This is a genomic window from Leisingera sp. G5_S3_59_S7 (assembly GCF_054968485.1).
In genome coordinates this window covers 1-18,389 of record NZ_JBQKUH010000028.1, presented here as the reverse complement: position 1 = coordinate 18,389, position 18,389 = coordinate 1, and the positions used below count along the sequence as shown (strand labels likewise).

General features: G+C 63.6%; 18 protein-coding genes. 12 read left to right on the top strand and 6 right to left on the bottom strand.

What is annotated here, in order from left to right; translation table 11 throughout:
• Window positions 1-5: 5 nt before the first annotated feature.
• From ACTRWG_RS13425 to ACTRWG_RS13395, 7 genes are all read left to right on the top strand, one after another.
• Complete coding sequence (locus ACTRWG_RS13425) at window positions 6-1,340, top strand: glutamine synthetase family protein (protein ID WP_027238077.1); 1,335 nt, start codon at window positions 6-8, stop codon at window positions 1,338-1,340.
• A 75-nt stretch (window positions 1,341-1,415) separates the two neighbouring features.
• Complete coding sequence (locus tag ACTRWG_RS13420; protein WP_462829437.1) at window positions 1,416-2,096, top strand: type 1 glutamine amidotransferase; 681 nt, start codon at window positions 1,416-1,418, stop codon at window positions 2,094-2,096.
• Window positions 2,096-3,454, top strand: coding sequence for a glutamine synthetase family protein (locus ACTRWG_RS13415; RefSeq protein WP_027238079.1), 1,359 nt, complete (start codon window positions 2,096-2,098; stop codon window positions 3,452-3,454). Before ACTRWG_RS13420 ends, ACTRWG_RS13415 begins: the two co-directional genes overlap by 1 nt.
• Before the next feature lie 105 nt (window positions 3,455-3,559).
• Window positions 3,560-4,870, top strand: coding sequence for an NAD(P)/FAD-dependent oxidoreductase (locus tag ACTRWG_RS13410; RefSeq protein WP_027238080.1), 1,311 nt, complete (start codon window positions 3,560-3,562; stop codon window positions 4,868-4,870).
• Between the two features lie 146 nt (window positions 4,871-5,016).
• Entirely contained in the window at window positions 5,017-6,222 is a 1,206-nt protein-coding gene (locus ACTRWG_RS13405) for a DegT/DnrJ/EryC1/StrS family aminotransferase (RefSeq protein WP_462829436.1), read from the top strand.
• 92 nt (window positions 6,223-6,314) lie between these two features.
• A complete protein-coding gene (locus ACTRWG_RS13400) occupies window positions 6,315-6,836 on the top strand; it encodes a hypothetical protein (protein ID WP_036798025.1) in 522 nt (173 codons plus the stop codon).
• 53 nt (window positions 6,837-6,889) lie between these two features.
• Window positions 6,890-7,084: a hypothetical protein gene (locus ACTRWG_RS13395; RefSeq protein WP_027238083.1), complete on the top strand. Its 195-nt coding sequence runs from the start codon at window positions 6,890-6,892 to the stop codon at window positions 7,082-7,084.
• Window positions 7,085-7,165: 81 nt separating this feature from the next.
• On the opposite strand, the gene phaR is transcribed toward ACTRWG_RS13395, so the two are convergent.
• On the bottom strand, window positions 7,166-7,723 hold the full coding sequence (gene phaR / locus ACTRWG_RS13390; RefSeq protein WP_027238084.1) for a polyhydroxyalkanoate synthesis repressor PhaR: 558 nt from the start codon (window positions 7,721-7,723) through the stop codon (window positions 7,166-7,168).
• 199 nt (window positions 7,724-7,922) lie between these two features.
• On the opposite strand from phaR, the gene ACTRWG_RS13385 reads away from it, so the two are divergent.
• Complete coding sequence (locus ACTRWG_RS13385; protein WP_027238085.1) at window positions 7,923-8,792, top strand: NAD-dependent epimerase/dehydratase family protein; 870 nt, start codon at window positions 7,923-7,925, stop codon at window positions 8,790-8,792.
• A 116-nt stretch (window positions 8,793-8,908) separates the two neighbouring features.
• Complete coding sequence (locus ACTRWG_RS13380) at window positions 8,909-10,657, top strand: adenylate/guanylate cyclase domain-containing protein (protein WP_462829434.1); 1,749 nt, start codon at window positions 8,909-8,911, stop codon at window positions 10,655-10,657.
• Window positions 10,658-10,754: 97 nt separating this feature from the next.
• On the opposite strand, the gene ACTRWG_RS13375 is transcribed toward ACTRWG_RS13380, so the two are convergent.
• Together ACTRWG_RS13375 and ACTRWG_RS13370 are read right to left on the bottom strand one after the other, a co-directional pair.
• Window positions 10,755-11,204, bottom strand: coding sequence for a phasin, PhaP (locus ACTRWG_RS13375; protein WP_027238087.1), 450 nt, complete (start codon window positions 11,202-11,204; stop codon window positions 10,755-10,757).
• Window positions 11,205-11,336: 132 nt separating this feature from the next.
• Window positions 11,337-13,139: a PHA/PHB synthase family protein gene (locus ACTRWG_RS13370; protein ID WP_462829432.1), complete on the bottom strand. Its 1,803-nt coding sequence runs from the start codon at window positions 13,137-13,139 to the stop codon at window positions 11,337-11,339.
• Between the two features lie 134 nt (window positions 13,140-13,273).
• Here ACTRWG_RS13370 and phaZ point away from each other — a divergent pair, with 134 nt between their 5' ends.
• A complete protein-coding gene (gene phaZ, locus ACTRWG_RS13365; protein ID WP_027238089.1) occupies window positions 13,274-14,548 on the top strand; it encodes a polyhydroxyalkanoate depolymerase in 1,275 nt (424 codons plus the stop codon).
• A gap of 4 nt (window positions 14,549-14,552) precedes the next feature.
• Window positions 14,553-15,125, top strand: a complete 573-nt coding sequence (locus ACTRWG_RS13360) for a DUF6151 family protein (protein WP_027238090.1) — start codon at window positions 14,553-14,555, stop codon at window positions 15,123-15,125.
• On the opposite strand, the gene ACTRWG_RS13355 is transcribed toward ACTRWG_RS13360, so the two are convergent.
• From ACTRWG_RS13355 to ACTRWG_RS13345, 3 genes are all read right to left on the bottom strand, one after another.
• Window positions 15,122-15,844 (bottom strand): alpha/beta fold hydrolase, encoded by a 723-nt coding sequence (locus ACTRWG_RS13355; protein WP_027238091.1) that lies wholly within the window; start codon window positions 15,842-15,844, stop codon window positions 15,122-15,124. The two genes, ACTRWG_RS13360 and ACTRWG_RS13355, sit on opposite strands and share 4 nt — an antisense overlap.
• Window positions 15,845-15,966: 122 nt before the next feature.
• Window positions 15,967-16,392: a VOC family protein gene (locus ACTRWG_RS13350; RefSeq protein ID WP_260031408.1), complete on the bottom strand. Its 426-nt coding sequence runs from the start codon at window positions 16,390-16,392 to the stop codon at window positions 15,967-15,969.
• 128 nt (window positions 16,393-16,520) lie between these two features.
• Window positions 16,521-17,270, bottom strand: a complete 750-nt coding sequence (locus ACTRWG_RS13345; protein ID WP_027238092.1) for an alpha/beta hydrolase — start codon at window positions 17,268-17,270, stop codon at window positions 16,521-16,523.
• 133 nt (window positions 17,271-17,403) lie between these two features.
• On the opposite strand from ACTRWG_RS13345, the gene ACTRWG_RS13340 reads away from it, so the two are divergent.
• Window positions 17,404-18,389, top strand: a 986-nt coding sequence (locus ACTRWG_RS13340) for an Lnb N-terminal periplasmic domain-containing protein (protein ID WP_462829429.1), incomplete at its 3' end; no start/stop codon positions are given.

Below are 18,389 nucleotides of genomic sequence, written 5' to 3'. Positions count from 1 at the left end.
ATTGGATGAAGAACTGGCTCAGGAAAAACCCGCATGTGCGCACCATCCGCGTTGCGGCGGCGGACATCAACGGTCAGGCCCGGGGCAAGCGCGTCCCTGCCCGCTTTGCCGACAAGGCTGTCGAGGAAGGCACCCGCTTTCCGCTGTCGGTTCTCAACCTGGACATCTGGGGCGAGGATATTGATGACAGCCCGCTGGTGTTTGAAAGCGGCGACGCCGACGGCGTGCTGAAGCCGACTGAGCGCGGCTTTGTGCCGATGCCCTGGCTGGAATCGCACTCCGCGCTGCTGCCGATCTGGATGTACCGCGAAGACGGCCGCCCCTATGACGGCGACCCGCGCCATGCGTTGCGCGCGGTGGTCGACCGCTACAAGGCGCTGGGGCTGACCCCGGTGGTCGCGGTCGAACTGGAGTTCTTTCTGATCGACGACAGTGGCAAGAACCTGCAGGTGCCGACCTCGCCGCGGTCCGGCAAGCGCCGCAAGGCGGCGGAGACCATGTCGATCCGGGCGCTGGACCAGTTCGACACCTTCTTCACCGACCTCTATGACGCCTGCGAGGATATGGACATCCCCGCCGACACCGCGATTTCCGAGGCGGGCCTGGGCCAGTTTGAGATCAACCTGATGCATGGCCCCGACGCGCTGCGCGCCGCCGATGACGCCTGGCTGTTCAAGATGCTGGTCAAGGGCCTGGCCCGCCGCCACGGCTTTGCTGCCAGCTTCATGGCCAAACCGTACGAAGATTACGCCGGCAACGGCCTGCACACGCATTTTTCGGTGCTGGACCAGGACGGCAACAACATTTTTGACGACGGCGGCCCCAAGGGCACCGATGCGATGCGCCACGCTGTCGGCGGCTGCCTGAAGGCAATGGGCGATTCCACCCTGGTCTTTGCGCCGCACGGCAACAGCTATGACCGGATGGTGCCGGGCGCCCACGCCCCCACCGGCATCTGCTGGGCCTATGAAAACCGCACCGCCGCCATCCGCGTGCCCTCCGGCAGCCCCAAAGCGCGCCGGATCGAGCACCGCTTTGCCGGCGGCGACGTGAACCCCTATCTGATGCTGACCGCCATCCTTGGCGCCGCGCTATATGGCATCGAAAACAAGATCGAGCCCTCGGAGCCGATCACCGGCAATGCCTATGCGCTGGACCTGCCGCAGGTGCCGAACACCTGGCAAAGCGCCATTGACGCGTTCGAAAACTCCGAGATCATCCCGCAGTTCTTCTCAGCCGAGATGATCCGCAACATGGTGCTGACCAAGCGCCAGGAGCTGCATTACATGGAAGAACTCACCCCGGAAGAACGGGTGGAGATCTACCTGGATACGGTCTGACCTGACGGCCACTTGCCCGCCGTCCCGGCGGCGGGCTACCGTCCCGCGCAGCGAACTCCTTCTAACTGGTGACTTATGAAAATCGGCATCCTGCAAACCGGCCACTCCCCCGAAGACCTGTATGAACCGTTCGGCGATTATGACGGCATGTTCCGCGACATGCTGGACGGCAAGGGGTTCCAGTTTCAGACTTGGGCCGTGGTGGACGGCATCTTCCCGGACGGCCCGCAGGACGCCGACGGCTGGCTGATTACCGGGTCCAAGCACGGCGCCTACGAGGTTCACGCCTGGATCCCGCCGCTGGAGGAACTGATCCGCGCCATTCATGCCAGCAAGCAGCCGCTGGCCGGCATCTGCTTTGGCCATCAGATCATCGCCCAGGCGCTTGGCGGCAAGGTCGCCAAGTTCGAGGGCGGCTGGGCTGTGGGCCGCGTCACCTACCAGACGCACAGCGGTCCGCTGACCCTGAACGCCTGGCACCAGGATCAGGTGGTGGAGCTGCCCGAGGGCGCGCAGGTGCTGGGCGGCAATGATTTCTGCCGCAATGGCATCCTGGCCTATGGCGACCACATCATCTCCTGGCAGCCGCACCCCGAATTCCCCAGCCCCTTTGTTGGCGGCCTGATTGAAAAGCGCGGCCGCGGCGTGGTGCCGGACGATCTGCTTGACCGCGCCGCCGCCGATCTGGACGCCCCCGTGGACAATCAAAACATCGCAACCATCCTCGCAGAGTTTTACAGGAAAGAGAGGACCTAATGTCAGCTTGGCTCGACGCCCTTCCCGAAGCAGCAAAAACCTATCTGGAGGGCCGTCGTCTCGACGAAGTTGAATGCGTTATCTCGGACCTTCCCGGTATCGCCCGTGGCAAGGCGGTACCGGCATCGAAATTTGCAAAGACCGATTATTTCCATCTGCCGGACAGCATCTTCTACCAGACCATCACCGGGGACTGGGCCGATGCCGCGGACGAGGACGGCTGGATCGAAAAGGACATGACCCTGAAGCCGGACATGTCCACGGCCACCGCCGCGCCCTGGACCGGCGACTGGACCCTGCAGGTGATCCATGACGCCTATGACCGGAACGACCAGCCGGTCCCCTTCAGCCCGCGAAACGTGCTGAAGCGCGTGGTGCAGCTCTACCGCGACAAAGGCTGGAAGCCGGTTGTGGCGCCGGAAATGGAATTCTTCCTGGTTGCCCGCAACATCGACCCGGCCAAAGAGATCGAGCCGATGATGGGCCGCTCCGGCCGCCCGGCGGCAGCGCGCCAGGCCTACTCGATGACCGCGGTGGACGAGTTCGGTCCCGTCATCGACGACATCTACGACTTTGCGGAGCATCAGGGGTTCGAGATTGACGGCATCACCCAGGAAGGCGGCGCCGGGCAGCTGGAAATCAACCTGCGCCACGGCGACCCGGTCAAGCTGGCGGATGAGGTGTTCTACTTCAAGCGGCTGATCCGCGAGGCGGCGCTGCGGCATGACTGCTTTGCCACTTTCATGGCCAAACCGATCGAAAATGAGCCGGGCTCTGCCATGCACATCCACCATTCGATCCTGGATGTGGAAACCGGCGAGAACATCTTCTCCGGCCCGCAAGGCGGCGAGACGGATGCGTTCTATCACTTCATCGCCGGGCTGCAGAACCACCTGCCCGCGGGCCTGGCGGTGATGGCGCCCTATGTGAACTCCTACCGCCGGTATGTGAAGGACCACGCCGCGCCGATCAATCTGGAATGGGCGCGCGACAACCGCACCACCGGCATCCGCATCCCGCTGTCGGGGCCAGAGGCGCGGCGGGTGGAGAACCGCATCGCCGGCATGGACTGCAACCCCTATCTGGGCATCGCCCTGTCGCTGGCCTGCGGCTACCTCGGCCTGATCAAGGAGGAGCGCCCGCGCAAGCAGTTCAAGGGCGACGCCTATGAGGGCGAAGGCGATATCCCGCAGGTCATGGGCCAGGCGCTGGACCTGTTCGACGAGGCCACCGAGCTGCACGAGGTTCTGGGACCGGAATTCGCCCGTGTGTATTCCATCGTGAAACGCACCGAGTATGAGGAATTCCTGCAGGTGATCTCACCCTGGGAGCGCGAGCATCTGCTGATGAACGTCTAGAAACTCCGGCGCTGCGCCCCGGTGCAGCGCCCGTGCAATTGAGTATTTACGGAAAGATGAAGCGCGGGCGCCCTGATGGCGGGCCTGCGTCTGATGAGGTGCGCGATGGGGATGAACCTGCTCTATTCCAATGACCGCAAGGGCGAGTATCCAAACAGCTGGTATGCGGCAACCGCCATTCCGATGGAGCGGTTTCCCGCCCTTGAAGGGGAGGTGAAGGCGGATGTCTGTATCGTCGGCGGCGGCTATACCGGCCTGTCGGCTGCGCTGCATCTGGCCGAGGCGGGGATGTCCGTTGTGCTGCTGGAAGCGCAGCGCGTCGGCTTTGGCGCCTCAGGCCGCAACGGCGGCCAGCTGGGCAGCGGCCAGCGGATGGATCAGGAGGGGCTGGAGGCGCTGATGGGCGGGCCGGAGGCGCAAAAGCTCTGGCAGCTGGGCGAGGACGCCAAGGACCTGGTCAAATCGCTGATCGCCCGCCACGGCCAGGACTGCCACCTGAAGCCGGGCGTCGCCTGGACCGCCTTCTCTGAAAAGGAAGCGTCGGAGCTGCACGACTATGGCCGCCACTTGCAGGACCGGTACGGCTACAGCAGCATTGAGCTGCTCGGCAAGGACGCCTGCTGGGCCATGTGCCCCTCGCCCGCCTATAAGGGCGGCATCCTGGATCATGGCGCAGCCCATCTGCATCCCTTGAATTATGTCTTCAGCCTGGCCCGCGCGGCCGCTGCCGCCGGGGCCCGGCTCCATGAGGGCAGCGAGGTTCTGGATATTGAGAAAGGCGTAAAGCTGCGCGTGCGCACCGCAAGCGGCAGCGTCACCGCCGATCACCTGATCCTGGCTTGCAACGGCTATCTTGGCGGACTGAACGGCCAGGTGGCTGCGCGGGTCATGCCGATCAACAATTTCGTCGTGGCGACTGAGCCGCTGGGCGAGGACGCCGCCCGGGTGCTGGCCCGCGACGTTGCCGTGGCGGACACCAAGTTCGTGGTCAACTACTTCCGCCTCAGCCATGACAAACGGCTGCTGTTCGGCGGCGGCGAAAGCTATGGCTACCGCTTCCCCTCCGATATCGCCGCCACCGTGCGCAAGCCGATGACGGAGATCTTCCCGCACCTGAAAGATGTGAAGATCGACTACGCCTGGGGCGGCACCCTGGGCATCACCATGAAGCGTATGCCCTACCTGGCGCGGCTGGCGCCCAATGTGCTGACCGCCTCCGGCTATTCCGGCCATGGGGTCGGCACTGCCACCCATGCGGGCCAGCTGATGGCTCAGGCCGTCCAGGGGCAGGCAGAGGGGTTTGACACCATGGCGCGCGTGCCTGCTCCGCGCTTCCCCGGCGGGCCGCGGATGCGCTCGCCGCTGCTGGTGCTGGCGATGACCTGGTTTGCCCTGCGCGACCGGCTGGGGGTCTGACCCCCAGACCTTGGGCCGGTTTCCGCGCAACTTCGCAACAGTTCTGTGAATTTTTGCCGGGCGCGGCAGATTTCGCCGCGTCCCCTCTTGGCACCGGTCAAAGTTAGTTTTACGTTTCCTGAAGAAACAATTCAGGATTTTGAAATATGGCCCTGCCGCCCAACGTTCATGACGCTGAACCCATTCCCGCAGCCGCCCGCGAGGCCATCGACACCCTGATGCAATCCGGCGATCTCTTCCGCTACACCGCGCCCCAGGACGCGCCGGTCACGCTGCTGGAACAGGAATATGCAGAACTGCTGGGCAGCAAATACGCGCTTGCGGTCTCCTCCTGCTCCGCAGCCTTGTTCCTGTCGCTGAAGGCGCTTGGCCTTCCCCGCGATGCGCGCGTGCTAATCCCCGCCTTCACCTTTGCCGCCGTGCCGTCCTCGGTCGTGCATGCCGACTGCGTGCCGGTGCTGTGTGAAGTGGGCGAGAATTACCGCATCGACCTGGGCGATTTCGAGTCCAAGCTGGACGGCGTGCAGGCGGTGATCATCAGCCACATGCGCGGCCATACCTCCGACATGGATGCGATCATGGCGCTGTGCGACGCCCGCGGCATCCCGGTGGTCGAGGACGCGGCCCATTCGCTGGGCACCACTTGGAACGGGCGGAACATCGGCACCATCGGCAAGGTCGGCTGCTTCTCCTTCCAGTCCTACAAGATGGTCAACGCAGGCGAAGGCGGCATCCTGATCACTGACGACGCCGACCTGATTGCCCGCGCTGTGATCATGTCAGGCGCCTATGAGCACAACTGGAAAAAGCACAAGGGCCCGCACGGCGAAAACACCCCGGATCTGGCGCAAGCTTTTTCAAAGTGGCAGAACCAGCTGCCGCTTTATAATCTGCGGATGAGCAACCTGTCCGCCGCCGTGATCCGCCCGCAGCTGCCGGAGCTGGCGCGCCGGGTGCGGGATGGCCTCGCCAACCACGATTACGTGGCGGAGCGGCTGAACGCCTCCCGCTTCTTTGACGTGCCCCAGCCGCTGGGCCCGGAACACCGCGCACCGGATTCGATCCAGTTCAACCTGGTGGGCCTGAGCGGAGACCAGACCCGCACCTTTGCCGCCACCGCAGAGGCCAAGGGCGTCAAGGTGCAGGTCTTTGGCCTGTCCACCGACAACGCCCGCGCCTTCTGGAACTGGCAGTTCCTGCGCGACCTGCCCGAGCTGCCGCAGACCCGCGCCATGCTGATGAAGGCTTGCGACGTGCGCCTGCCGGTGCGCCTGACCCGCGCTGAACTGGACGTGATCGCGGACATCCTGCTGGGGGCGGTCGAAGAAACCATGGGCAAGGCCGCCGCCTGAGACTCAGCCAGGACCTGACAATTGAAGCCCCGGCCCTGCGCCGGGGTTATTCATGATTGCAATCCAGGCTTGTGCCCTTCACCTTGCCACCCATGAAAGCCCCGTCCGAATTCAAGCGGCGCCCGGCCACCGCGCTGGTTGCCATGGCCAACTCTCTGAGCATGGGGGATTCCCTCCCCAAGGGCGACCTGACCCGGATCATCAGCGCGGTTATCTCAGACCGGGCTGAACGGGCCGCCCTGCTTGCCGCTATCCGCGCATCGAATGACCCGGACTGCGGTCTTGCCGTGGCCGACCTGCTGACCGCCTTTGCCACCGAAGCGGCAGAGACAGAAGCCCAAGCCCGCGATGCAGATCAGGTCATCGGCCAATGGGCGCAGCGGCTGGCAGCCGGCGCGCTGCTGGCGAGCTTTGGTGCGGCGATTGCCGGCACGGTGACTGGCGGGCTGGCCTTCGGCCTCACCCTTCTGTCGTTCTCGGGCTTTGTCTTTGCCACCGCCTCCAGAATCGGCGGACGGGTGAACATGCGCCGCCACGCACAGGCACGCGACAGCGCCGACTCCCTGGCCCGCCACGTTTTGGAAGCTGGCAAAATCGGGCCGGACGGGAAGTGATATGGAATTTTCAGCATTCCTCCCCTATATTGACAGTGCAACCGGAGAAACACATGTTTGAAGCCATGGGACTTGAGACTGTCATCGTCAGCACGATCATCGGCGCCTGCGCCCTGTCTTTTGGCGCCAGCGCCTATCTGTTCCTGCGCGCGCGCCCCGCTCCTGAGGCAAAGGATCTCGATCAGATCGTAAAGAACGCCCCGTATCACCGGCTGCACAACGTGCTGAAGGTCGAAGCCGGCTCCTGATCCGCCCCGCCAGACCGCGCAAGAAATAAGCCCCCGCCAAACTGGACCGGGGGCTTTGCTGTCAGTGCGAACCGCTCAGGCTCACTTCATCTTGGACAGCTTTTCCTGCAGCTCCGCCAGCTGCTTTTTGATGTCATCCAGATCCTCGCCGCCGCCGTCGGATTTCTCCTCATCGCGCGCGCCGCCGGTCCAGCCCGCCGTGCCAAAGCCGCTGGTCATCGCCTTCAGGAACGCCTCCTGCTGCGCTTTCACCGCCTCGAACCCTGGTATCTTCGCCATCGGGTTCATCGCGTTCATGTTCTCCATCATCTTCGACTGGCTTTCGCGCAGCATGTCGAATGAGGTCTGCAGGAATTGCGGCATCACCCCGCCGCCGGGCACCATGTAGCTGCGCACCAGATCGTTGAGCACATTCACCGGCAGCACGTTTTCCCCGCGGCTTTCATGCTCCGCGATGATCTGCAGCAGGTATTGGCGGGTCAGGTCATCGCCAGTTTTCAGATCGACGATCTGCACCTCGCGGCCATCCCGGATAAACCCCGCGATATCCTCCAGCGTGACGTAATCGCTGGTCTCGGTATTATACAGCCTGCGGCTGGCATACCGTTTGATCAGCAAGGGTTTGTCCTGTTCTGCCATGTGCTCCCTCCCCGGTCATGACGCATCGCAGCAAAGCCTATGCCACTGCAGAACAAAAGGGAAGCCTCAGCGCAGTTTCCGCAACATTTGTTCCCGCAAGGGCCGCCGGCAGCCTGCCGTATCAACCCTTGACCTGAACCTGGCTTGAGCTTTTACAGATCTGTCCTGCAGCACAAACCGCAGCAGGAGCGCACAGGAAATGAAAATTCTGATTCTCGGCGGCACCGGGTCCATCGGCACTGCCGTCACCCACGAACTGGTCCGCAACGGCCATCATGTCACCGGCCTCAGCCGCTCGGCGGCCTCGGACCGCAATCTGGAGGCAATGGGCGCCCGCCCCCTGCGCGGCGATCTGCGCCGCCCCGGCAGCTGGGTCGGGGAGGTTATCGGCACTGATGCGCTGATCCAGCTGGCCGCCACCTTCGACGACGGCATGGCGCAGGCCGACACCGCCGCCGTTACCGCCATCCTGCGCCAGGCGGCCCTGCGCCCTGAGCCGCTGCGGCTGCTCTACACCGGCGGCTGCTGGCTTTATGGCGCCACCGGCAGCCGGGTTGCGGATGAGGCCAGCCCGATGCGGCCGATCAAACCCTTTGCCTGGATGCAGGAAAACAGCCAAAAGGTGCTGGCGTCCCCTGCCCTCTCTGCCGCGGTCGTGCACCCGGCGATGGTCTACCACGAGGGCGGCGGCGCCTTCTCCCGCTATCTGGAGGCCGCCCGCGACGGCCAACCGTTCGAGATCTGGGGCAGCATCACCACCCGCTGGCCGCTGATCCACCGGGCGGACCTGGCCCGGGCCTACCGGCTTCTGCTGGAGCGGCCGCAGCTCACCGGCCATTTCAATGCCAGTGCCGAAACCGGCGTTCCCGTTTCGGAAATCACTGGTGAAATCGCCCGCCGCCACGGGCATGATGCCAGCTATGTGGTGCGCAGCCTGAAACATGTACTGATCAAATACGGCGCTTGGGCCGAGGGGCCGGCACTGGATCAGCAGATGGCGTCCGGCAGGCTGCGCCGTCTGACCGGCTGGAAAGTGCAGCACTCCAGCTTCCGCACTGCTCATTTTTGACGCTGAAGCGGATCAGGCTGCGCCAGAATCTTCATTTTCTGCATCTAAAGAGCAGCAAAAGATTCTCAATGTGATACAATTAATGTCAGGTCTTTGAGTGCATGGTAGCGGGGAAGATGGCTGACCAAGGGGACAGGCAAAGACAAGCCGCCGTTCTGATCGCAGACGTTGCGGGGTATTCCGCATTGGTTGAGGCGCAGGAAGCCGAAACCATTGCGGCGGTCCGCGATCTTGGCAACCGCATCATCGCCCCGGCTGCCGGGGAGCACGGCGGACGGGTTGTCAAAACAGTGGGTGACGGTTTCCTGATGGAGTTTCGCTCCGCGGTGCCAGCTGTGAAGGCGGCAATGGCTATTTCCGGCAAGGCAGCAGCCAGCCGCAACGGCCCCCGCGGGCTGAGCCTCAGACTGAGGATGGGCATCCACTCAGGCACGGTGTTCCCGTCGGACGATGACCTGCTGGGCAATTGCGTGAATGTTGCCTCCCGCCTGCAAAGCCTCGCTGCGCCGGGAGAAATCTGCCTCTCCGGCACCGTGCATGAACAGGTCCGCGGCAGGGTCGGCGCTGCATTCGACGACTTGGGTCTGCAGCAGGTCCGCAACATTGCCGAACCGGTGCGCATCTACCGCATCGCTGGCAACTCCCTGCCTGCCCTGGATCCTGAAGGCCCCTCGCCGGAGGCATCGGTGGCCGTGCTTCCCTTTGCCAGCGCCTCTCCGGCCAGCACCGAAGCCGAAGACATGGCGCAAACGCTAACTGAGGACATAACGATCGGGCTGTCCCGGTACCGCGCGCTGCGCGTTGTGTCCCGCAATGCGGCGCTGCAGTTCGCCGGCAGCAAAGCCAGCCCCTCAGTGGCGGCAGCCGAGCTGGGCGTGCGGTTTCTGGCTGAAGGAAGCGTCCGGCAGCTGCCCGGGAAGCTGCGTGTCACTGTCACACTTTCAGATGGCGCCAGCGGCCTGTCCCTGTGGAGCGGCCGCTATGACCGGGAAGACTGCACCGATTTTTCACAGCAGGATGCGCTGGCCGCTCAGATCACCCAGACCCTCGCGACGCAGCTTCAGTCCGTTGCAAGCCAAAAATCAGCCATGCGCGCGGCCAAACGCGGCACGCCGACGGGGCGGGAACTGGTAATGCAAGCCAGGTCCCTCATCTTGGATTCCCGCGGCAGGCTCACACAGTGCAGGACACTGTACCAGCAAGCCTGCGATGCCGACTTCGGCAATGCAGCGGCCTATTCCGGGCTGGCGCTGACTTATTTGGTGGAGTGGATGAGCGGCTGGGCCGTGTCAGCGGAATTGACCTTGGACAAGGCCTTTCCGCTGCTGCGCCATGCCGCCCGCATCGACCCGCTCGACAGCGTTGCGCAGCGCAGGCTTGCCGTGATGCATCTGTGCAAGGGAAACTTCACACTGGCAGAGGACCACTTTCAGCGCGCCTTGATGCTGAACCCCAACGACACCGATACCATGGCTTTCCGCGGGCTGTCCCTGATCTATCAGGGCAGGCCGGAAAAGGCACTGGCGGAACTGGACCAGGCCACGGCCCTGAATCCGTTCCACCCGACATATTTCCACTGGTTCCGGGGGCTCGCCCTGTACATGTGCCGGGCCTATGATCCGGCTGTTTCCGAGGTCACCAAGGCGATTGAGCTGTTCCCGGGGTTCCCGGTCCCGCACCGCCATCTGGCCGCCTGCTATGCCCAGCTGGGGAACCGGCCCGCTGCAGCGCGGGAATGCGGGCGCGTTCTGGACCTGGAGCCCGGATTCTCGGTTGCCCGCCTCAGCAAGACGCTGCCCTTTGCCCGGGCACAGGACCTGGAGCATTACTGCGAAGGCCTGCGCCAGGCCGGATTGCCTGAATAACCCCCCCTGAAACGCAAAAGGACAGGCCTTGCGGCCTGCCCTTCTTCACGGTCCGGCTCCGTCAGGGAGGAGAGCGAGGGCCGGATCGCGGACGTGCTTACTTGGCGGTTGCCGAAGCTTTTTTCGCTGCGGTGGTCACTTCGTCAGTGGCCTTTTTCACGGCAGCGGTTGCTTCTTCGGTCATGTCCTTGCCAGCGGCCATCATCAGCTCGACGGTGTCCATCTGAACCTTCTTGGCCACTTCAGCAAAGGCAGCCATGTTTTCAGCAGCCACTTCAGCGGAAGCGGAAGCGAAATCGGTTGCGGCCTTGGCGTAGTCGGCCGGCTCTGCCTTGACCTTGGAAACATCGCCCAGCTTGGAGATGGTTTCTTTGGTCCACTTGTTCGAGATCTCGGCGGATTTGCCGGCAGCGTCCAGCGCAACGGCGGACAGCTTTTCGTTCAGGGCTGCGGTGTTCTTGAACACGTCTTCCATCGCCTTGGTGTCGACCGGGAAGGCGCCCATGAAGTCTTTCATCATCGCGGTGAAGTCTTGGGTCTTTGCCATAGTTCTAATTCCTCAGAAAGCTGCAGCAGGACCATCCTGCGCTCTTAGCATGAGAGGAATATGCGTGCCGCACCGCAGCATTTCAAGGTTTTTTATGCTGCGGTGCAGAAAAAGTTTGTAAATCCCGTGGAATCAACTGTTTGCCTTGACCTTCACATAGGACCCCGGCGCCGGCATCAAAGAGGGGTATCCCGAATCCCCGACCTCGCGGGCGGGAACCTGCTTGCCGGACCGCTTTTTCAGCCAGTCATTCCAGCGCGGCCACCACGAGCCCTCGTGGAACTCCGCGCCTTCCATCCAGGCCTCGCTGTCGCCCTTCAGGTCGTCGTTGGTGTAATGGCCGTACTTCTTCTTGCTGGGCGGGTTGACGATGCCCGCGATATGGCCGGACTGCGACACGATAAAGCCTTTGCTGCGCGACCCCATCTGCTGCACGCCGCGGTAGCAGTCCTTCCAGCGGGCGATGTGGTCGGTTTCGCAGGTGATCGACATCAGCGGCACATCCACGTCCTTGATATGCAGCTTGTGGCCCATCAGCTCGAACCCCTCGCCGACGAATTCATTGTTCTGGCACAGCCCCCGCAGATACTGGATCGCCATCCGACCCGGCAGGTTGGCGCCGTCGCCGTTCCAATAAAGCAGATCAAAGGCGGGCGGCGTTTCGCCCATCATGTAGCTTTTGACAGCCGGACCATAGATCAGGTCCTTGGAGCGCAGGAACGACATGGTCCGCGCGATCACCCACGACCGCAGCAGCCCCTCCTGCTCCACCTGCGCCTCAATACCGTCGACGAAATCGTCCTGCAGGAAGGGGGTGAACTCGCCCTGCTCGCCGAAATCGGTCAAGGTGGTGAAAAATGTTGCCGATTTCACCGATTTGTCGCCGCGCTGTTTCAGCAGCGACAGGGTCAGCCCCAGCGTGGTGCCGGCGATGCAGTAGCCCACTGCATTGACCTGATCGACCCTGCAGACCTCCTTGGCCTTTTCGATCGCGGTCAGGAAGCCCTCCTGAATGTAATCCTCCATCCCGACATCGGCGAGGCTGGCATCGGCGTTGACCCAGGACACCACGAACAGCGTGTAGCCTTGCTCAGTCACCCATTTGATCAGGCTGTTCTGCGCCTTGAGGTCGAGGATGTAAAATTTGTTAATCCAGGGCGGGAACAGCACGATGGGGGTTTCATGCACGGTTTCGGTCACCGGCTTGTACTGGATCAGCTCCATCATCCGGTTGCGGTAGATCACGTCGCCCGGCGTGGTGGCGATATTTCCGCCCAGCTCAAACGCGCTCTCATCTGCCAGCCGCACCACCAGCTCGCCATTGTTGGCCTCCAGGTCGCTGACCAGGTTCTCCAGCCCGTCGACCAGCGACTGGCCTTCGGTTTCCACCGCCTTCTCCAGCGCATCCGGATTGGTGGGCAGGAAATTGGTCGGCGACATCATCTCGATGATCTGATCGGCAAAGTAGCTCAGCCGCTGCCTGTCCTTGCCATCCATCTCGCCGGCACTCTGCACCGCCTTGCGGATCGCTTCGGCGTTGGTCAGGTACTGCTGTTTGACATAGTTGAAGTACGGGCTGCTTTGCCACAGCGGATTCGAAAAACGGCGGTCCTTGGGGCCGCCGTCATCTGTGCTGTCCAATTGTCCGGTCAGAGCTTTCTGCGCCTCGGCGAAATTCAGCACAGATTTACTCCAGAATTCGAGCTGATGCTCCAAAAGCTTGGCAGGATTCTGCATCGCCTCCGTCCAATAGGCGGTTGCTGCACGCGCATAAAGTTCTTGATTCGGACCGTCCAGAGCCGGGTTATGCGGCACTTTCCGGGACATCACCTCGGCCAGGCGCTTGCTCAACTCCTCGACGCGGCTCATATTTTCCTTAAGTTTTTCAAAGCTCTCAGAATTGGACGTTGCGGATACTTCGTCACTAGTTGTCATATAAAGGAATCCCTCATAGGCTTTCTGCTATGCAGAATACTCGTCTGCAAAAGGCAGGGCAAAGCGGCGATTGGTCCGATGTTCCGGATTTTCTGGTCCGATGACGCGGGGACAGAGCCCGTAAGGAGACGCGCATGCGATACATGATGACCTACGACCTGATGGAGACCGTCCGGAACACCAACCAATGGCTGGGCGCCACCGCCCTCTCCATGGCATCTTACCCGGTCTTTTCCGCCTTGCCAAATCCCGCGCTCAGCTGGATGGCCGCGTGGGGCGAGGTGACCGAACGCACTTACCAGCGGATGGTGGTGAAACCCGACTGGGGCATCCGCACCTTCACCTGCGAAGACGGCAAGGACCACTTGGTCGATATCACCACCGTGGTGGAACGCCCCTTTGGCGACCTGATCCATTTCAAGGTCAACGGCCGCGAGGAACAGCCGCGCAAGGTGCTGCTGGTCGCGCCAATGTCCGGCCATTACGCCACCCTCCTGCGGTCCACCGTCAAAAGCTTGATCGTCAACTGCGAAGTCTATGTGACGGACTGGCACAACGCCCGCGACATCCCTGTTTCCGCGGGGAAATTCGATATTGAGGATTACACGCTCTACCTCGTCGATTTCATGCGCGAGCTCGGCCCCGACACCCATGTCGTCGCGGTCTGCCAGCCGGTGCCGCTGACGCTGGCCGCCACCGCATACCTGGCGGAGCGCGAGCCCAAGGCGCAGCCTTCCTCGCTGACCCTGATCGGCGGCCCGGTGGACCCGGACGCCACCCCGACGGAGGTCACCGACTTCGGCCGCCGCGTCACCATGGGCCAGCTGGAGGAGACCATGATCCAGCAGGTCGGGTTCAAATACCCGGGCGTCGGGCGCAAGGTCTATCCCGGCCTGCTGCAGCTCTCCTCCTTCATGTCGATGAATGGCGAGCGCCATACCAAGGCCTTCATGGACCAGATCCAGCGTGTCTCCCGCGGGGAGGCCTCGGACCACGATGCCCACAACCGTTTCTATGATGAATACCTGGCGGTGATGGACATGACCGCTGAATTCTACCTGTCGACGGTGGAGCGGATCTTCAAGAAGCGCGAGATCGCCCGGAACGACTTTACCGTCAACGGCCACAAAGTCGATTTCAGCAAGATCACCGATGTGGCGGTCAAGACCGTCGAAGGCGCCAAGGACGATATCTCCGCCCCCGGGCAATGCGTCGCGGCGCTGGACCTTTGCACCGGCCTGCCGGAAAGCAAGAAGGCCAGTCATGTGGAGCCGGGCGCTGGCCACTACGGCATCTTTGCGGGCCGCAGCTGGCGCGACAACATCCGGCCGCTGGTGATCGACTTCATGAACGCCAACGGTCGCAGCAAACCGGCCCGCAAGCCGGCCAACAAGAACACGGCCGCCTGACGGGATGGTTGCCGGCCTGGCATTCTCCTGCAATTGCGGGACCTTGCGCGGCGAAGTTTCAGCAGCGGGTGTCAAGACCGGCACCCGCGTTGTCTGCTACTGCGCCGACTGCCGCGCCAATGAGCTGTATCACGGCCAGCCGGATCCGGCCCCGGATCCGGTCGATTTGTTCCAGCTGTCGCCCGATACCATCACCATCACCCAAGGGGCAGAGCAGCTGAAGGCGATCCGCCTCGGCCGCCGCGGCCCTTTGCGCTGGTACGCCGCCTGCTGCGGCACGCCGTTTGCCAATACGCTGGCCAAGCCCGGCCTGCCCTTTGCCGGGATGCGCTCTGATGTGTTCGAGGACAAATCCGCGCTTGGCAAGATCCGCGCCCAGGCCTTCCTCCCTGTCCCGGGCAAACAGTCCCGGACCAAAGGCGGCGGTGTCATGGCCTGGGGCATCCTCAGCCGGATGATCACCGCCCGCCTGTCGGGCCGCTGGAAAGAGACGCCATTCTTTGATGCGGAAACCGGCAAACCGGTGGCCGAGCCCGAATTGCTCAGCAAAGCGCAGCGCGCGGCGCTGTATCCTTAGGCAGGTACCGCCAGCCAGTGCAGAAGCGCCCGGTTCACCGCATCGGGCGCCTCCAGCACCGGGAAATGCCCGGCCTCCGGGATGACCTCCAGACGCGCGTGCGGGATCAGCTGTGCCAGCAGCTCCTGCTTGGCCGGCGGCACGATGGTGTCATGCTCCCCCGACAGCACCAACGTTGGCATGTGCACCCGCCGCATCGTGGCCTGCTGGTCGGGCCGCCGCTGCAGGGCGCGCGCCTGCGCCACATACAGCTCCGGCCCCAGTTCCATCCCCATGTGGCAAAACAGGTTATGCACCTCCAGCCGCAAAGGCCCCGGCGCCAGCGCCTCCATCGGCAGCGCCGCGCGCAGGACATCCTCCAGCCGCCCGGCCCGCGCCGCGATGATCTGCGGCTCCCGGTCGGCGGCCTGCTCCGGCGTCTCCGCCAGCGGGCTCGCCCCCATCAGGCACAACCGGCTGATCCGCTCCGGCGCCCGGCGCACCAGCTCCATCGCCAGGATCCCGCCCATCGACAGCCCCGCCAGCGCAAAGCGCGGCGGCAGGTGGCTCAGCATCCGGGCGGCAATCTTCTCCACCGTGTCGCCGCCTGCCAGCGGCAGCACCATCACCGGCATGCTGCCGGAAAAGGTCCTGATCTGAGTGTCAAAGATCCGGCCGTCGCACATCATCCCCGGCAGCAGAACCAAAGGTTCGCGGCTCGGTTGCTGGTCTTGAGGCATATCCTGCCCTCGCGGTTTGCCTGCCACCCGTTGTTCCGACTTTGCGGATAGCCGGCCAGGGGATCAACAAAAACCTCCCGCCGCCAGCGATTTGCCCGACCGCTGCCGCCGCCGCGCCACGCTCAATAACCGTTCCAGCGAAAGGCGCCATTCTCCGCCAGCGGGGAAAACGGGTTGAAGGCGATCTCCCAGATATGCCCGTCCGGGCTGCGGAAATAGCCGTGATGGCCGCCCCAGAACACATCCTGCGCCGGCTTCAGAACCTTGGCGCCTGCGGCTTCTGCGGCCGCCATCAGCTCTGCTACCGCTTCCTTGCTGCGGGTGTTGTGGCTCAGCGTCATGGCACCGGTGCCCAGCTCCCGCTCCTCCAAACCAATATCGGCCGCCAGCGCCGCCAGCGGGTACAGCCCCAAGGTCTGCGAGATCAGGTCAAAGGCGATCACCCCGTCCGGGCTGTCTGCCCGCTGCCAGCCCAACGCCTCATAGAAAGCTGCGGCTTTCTCCATGTCCGGGACGCCCAGCGTTATCAGGCTTATTCTTTGATCCATCTTTCCCCCGCGTTTCAAACTGCGTCCAAAAATGCCGCTGCCCGCGCTGACCGGGCGGCAAAAGCCCACCCTCGGCCGGACCAGCCTGACCGGCGCTGACCGGCGCTGACCGGGACGATGGCGCGGCGTCAGCCCTCGCCCAGAATGTCCAGCACCGCATCTTCGATCATTTTCAGGCAAGGCCCGTCCGAAAACCGGTGATCGGCGTCTTTCACAAGGTTCAGCCGCATGTCCGGGCAGGTGGCGTGCTCCAGCAGCCGCAGCGCAGTATGGGTCGAAACCGCTGTGTCCGCAGTCCCCTGCAGGCAGCGCACCTTGAACGGCAGGAACAGGGGCGTGCGCAGCACCAGCCGCTTGCGCCCGTCTTCGATCATCCGCTTGGAGATGTGGTAGGGCTCCATGTAGTCGCTCGGCAGCTCCACATAGCCGTTGCTCTCCAGCTCCGCTTTCTGCTCCGCAGAGAAATTCGCCCAATAGCCATCCTCGGTGAAATCCGGCGCCGCGGCGATGGTCACCATCCCCTTGATCCGTTCCGGCATCTCGCGCGCCAGCAAAAGCGCCTGCCAGCCGCCCATCGAGGAGCCCACCGGCACGATCTCGCCCTCGGTCAGCTGCTCCACCGCCGCCAACGTGTCCTCATGCCAATCCCCGATGCAGCCTTCCTCGAATGTGCCGGAGCTTTCGCCATGGCCCGAGTAGTCAAACCGCAAAAACGCCTGGCCGCGCGCCTTGGCCCAGGCCTCCAGATGCACCGCCTTGGTGCCCTCCATGTCGGATTTCAGCCCGCCCAGAAACACCACGCACGGCCCCTGCCCTTCGCTCTTGTGATAGGCAATCCGGCGGCCTTGGGCGGTGTCGAGAAACGATGTGGCGGGCATGTCTTTGGTCTCCTGTCCTTTTCCTCAAGATGTGGCACGGCTTTGCCTGCCCTGCAAGCGGCAGCACAGCCTGCTTGCAAGCCCCCCGCCGTCCTCCTTATGGTCCGCCAAAATTTTCCGGGGGACCATGCGCATGTTCAAATTCTTCAAAACCGCCGCGCTGGCCGTTGCCATCCTCGCCGTGGCGCTGGCCACTGCCTGGGCAGCGCTGGCGCTGTGGTACCGGCTGCCCTTCGGCACATTGCCGCGCGCCGCCCTGTCGGGCGGGTTTGCCCTGCTGGGCCTGGCCGTCATGGCCGGGCTGTTCCGCCGACGCGCCTTGCGTGCGCTCACCACATTTGCCCTGGCGCTCGCTGCGGTGATCCTGTGGTGGTCCACCCTCACCCCGCCCGAGGGCGGCAACTGGTCCCCCGATGTTGCCCGCCAGGTCACCGGCGAAGTGGAGGGCGATATCCTCACCCTCACCGATGTCCGCAACTTTACCTGGGAAACGCCTGAAGACTACACGGTGAACTGGGAAACCCGCAGCTACGACCTGACTGCGCTCCAGACCGTGGACCTGTTCATGTCCTACTGGGCAGGGCCGCAGATGGCGCATATGATCGTCAGCTTCGGCTTTGAAAACGGCGGGCAGATCGCCTGGTCGGTCGAGGTGCGCCGCCAGGAGGGCGGCGGCTTCTCCCCCGTTGCCGACCTTTTCAAATCCAACACCCTGGTGCTGATCGCCGCGGATGAGCGCGACCTGGTCGGCACCCGCACCAACGCCCGCGGCGAAGACGTGCAGCTGTTCCGCATCGGCGTCAGCCCCGACACCGGCCGCGCCCTGCTGCTGCGTTATGTGGCGGCCGCCAACAGCCTTGCCGCGCAGCCGCAGTGGTACAATTCGCTCACCACCAATTGCACGACCGTGGTGATGGCGCTGATCCGCACTTTCGCCGCAGAAGTACCGCTGGACTGGCGGGTGCTGGCCAACGGCTACCTGCCGGATTACGCCTGGGAGCAGGGTGTGCTGGACCAAAGCCGCAGCGTCGAAGAGCTGCGCGCTCTCGGCAGCATCACCCCCATCGCCCGGGCGCATGGCCTCACCCCGGACTATTCCGCCGTGATCCGCCAAGGCGT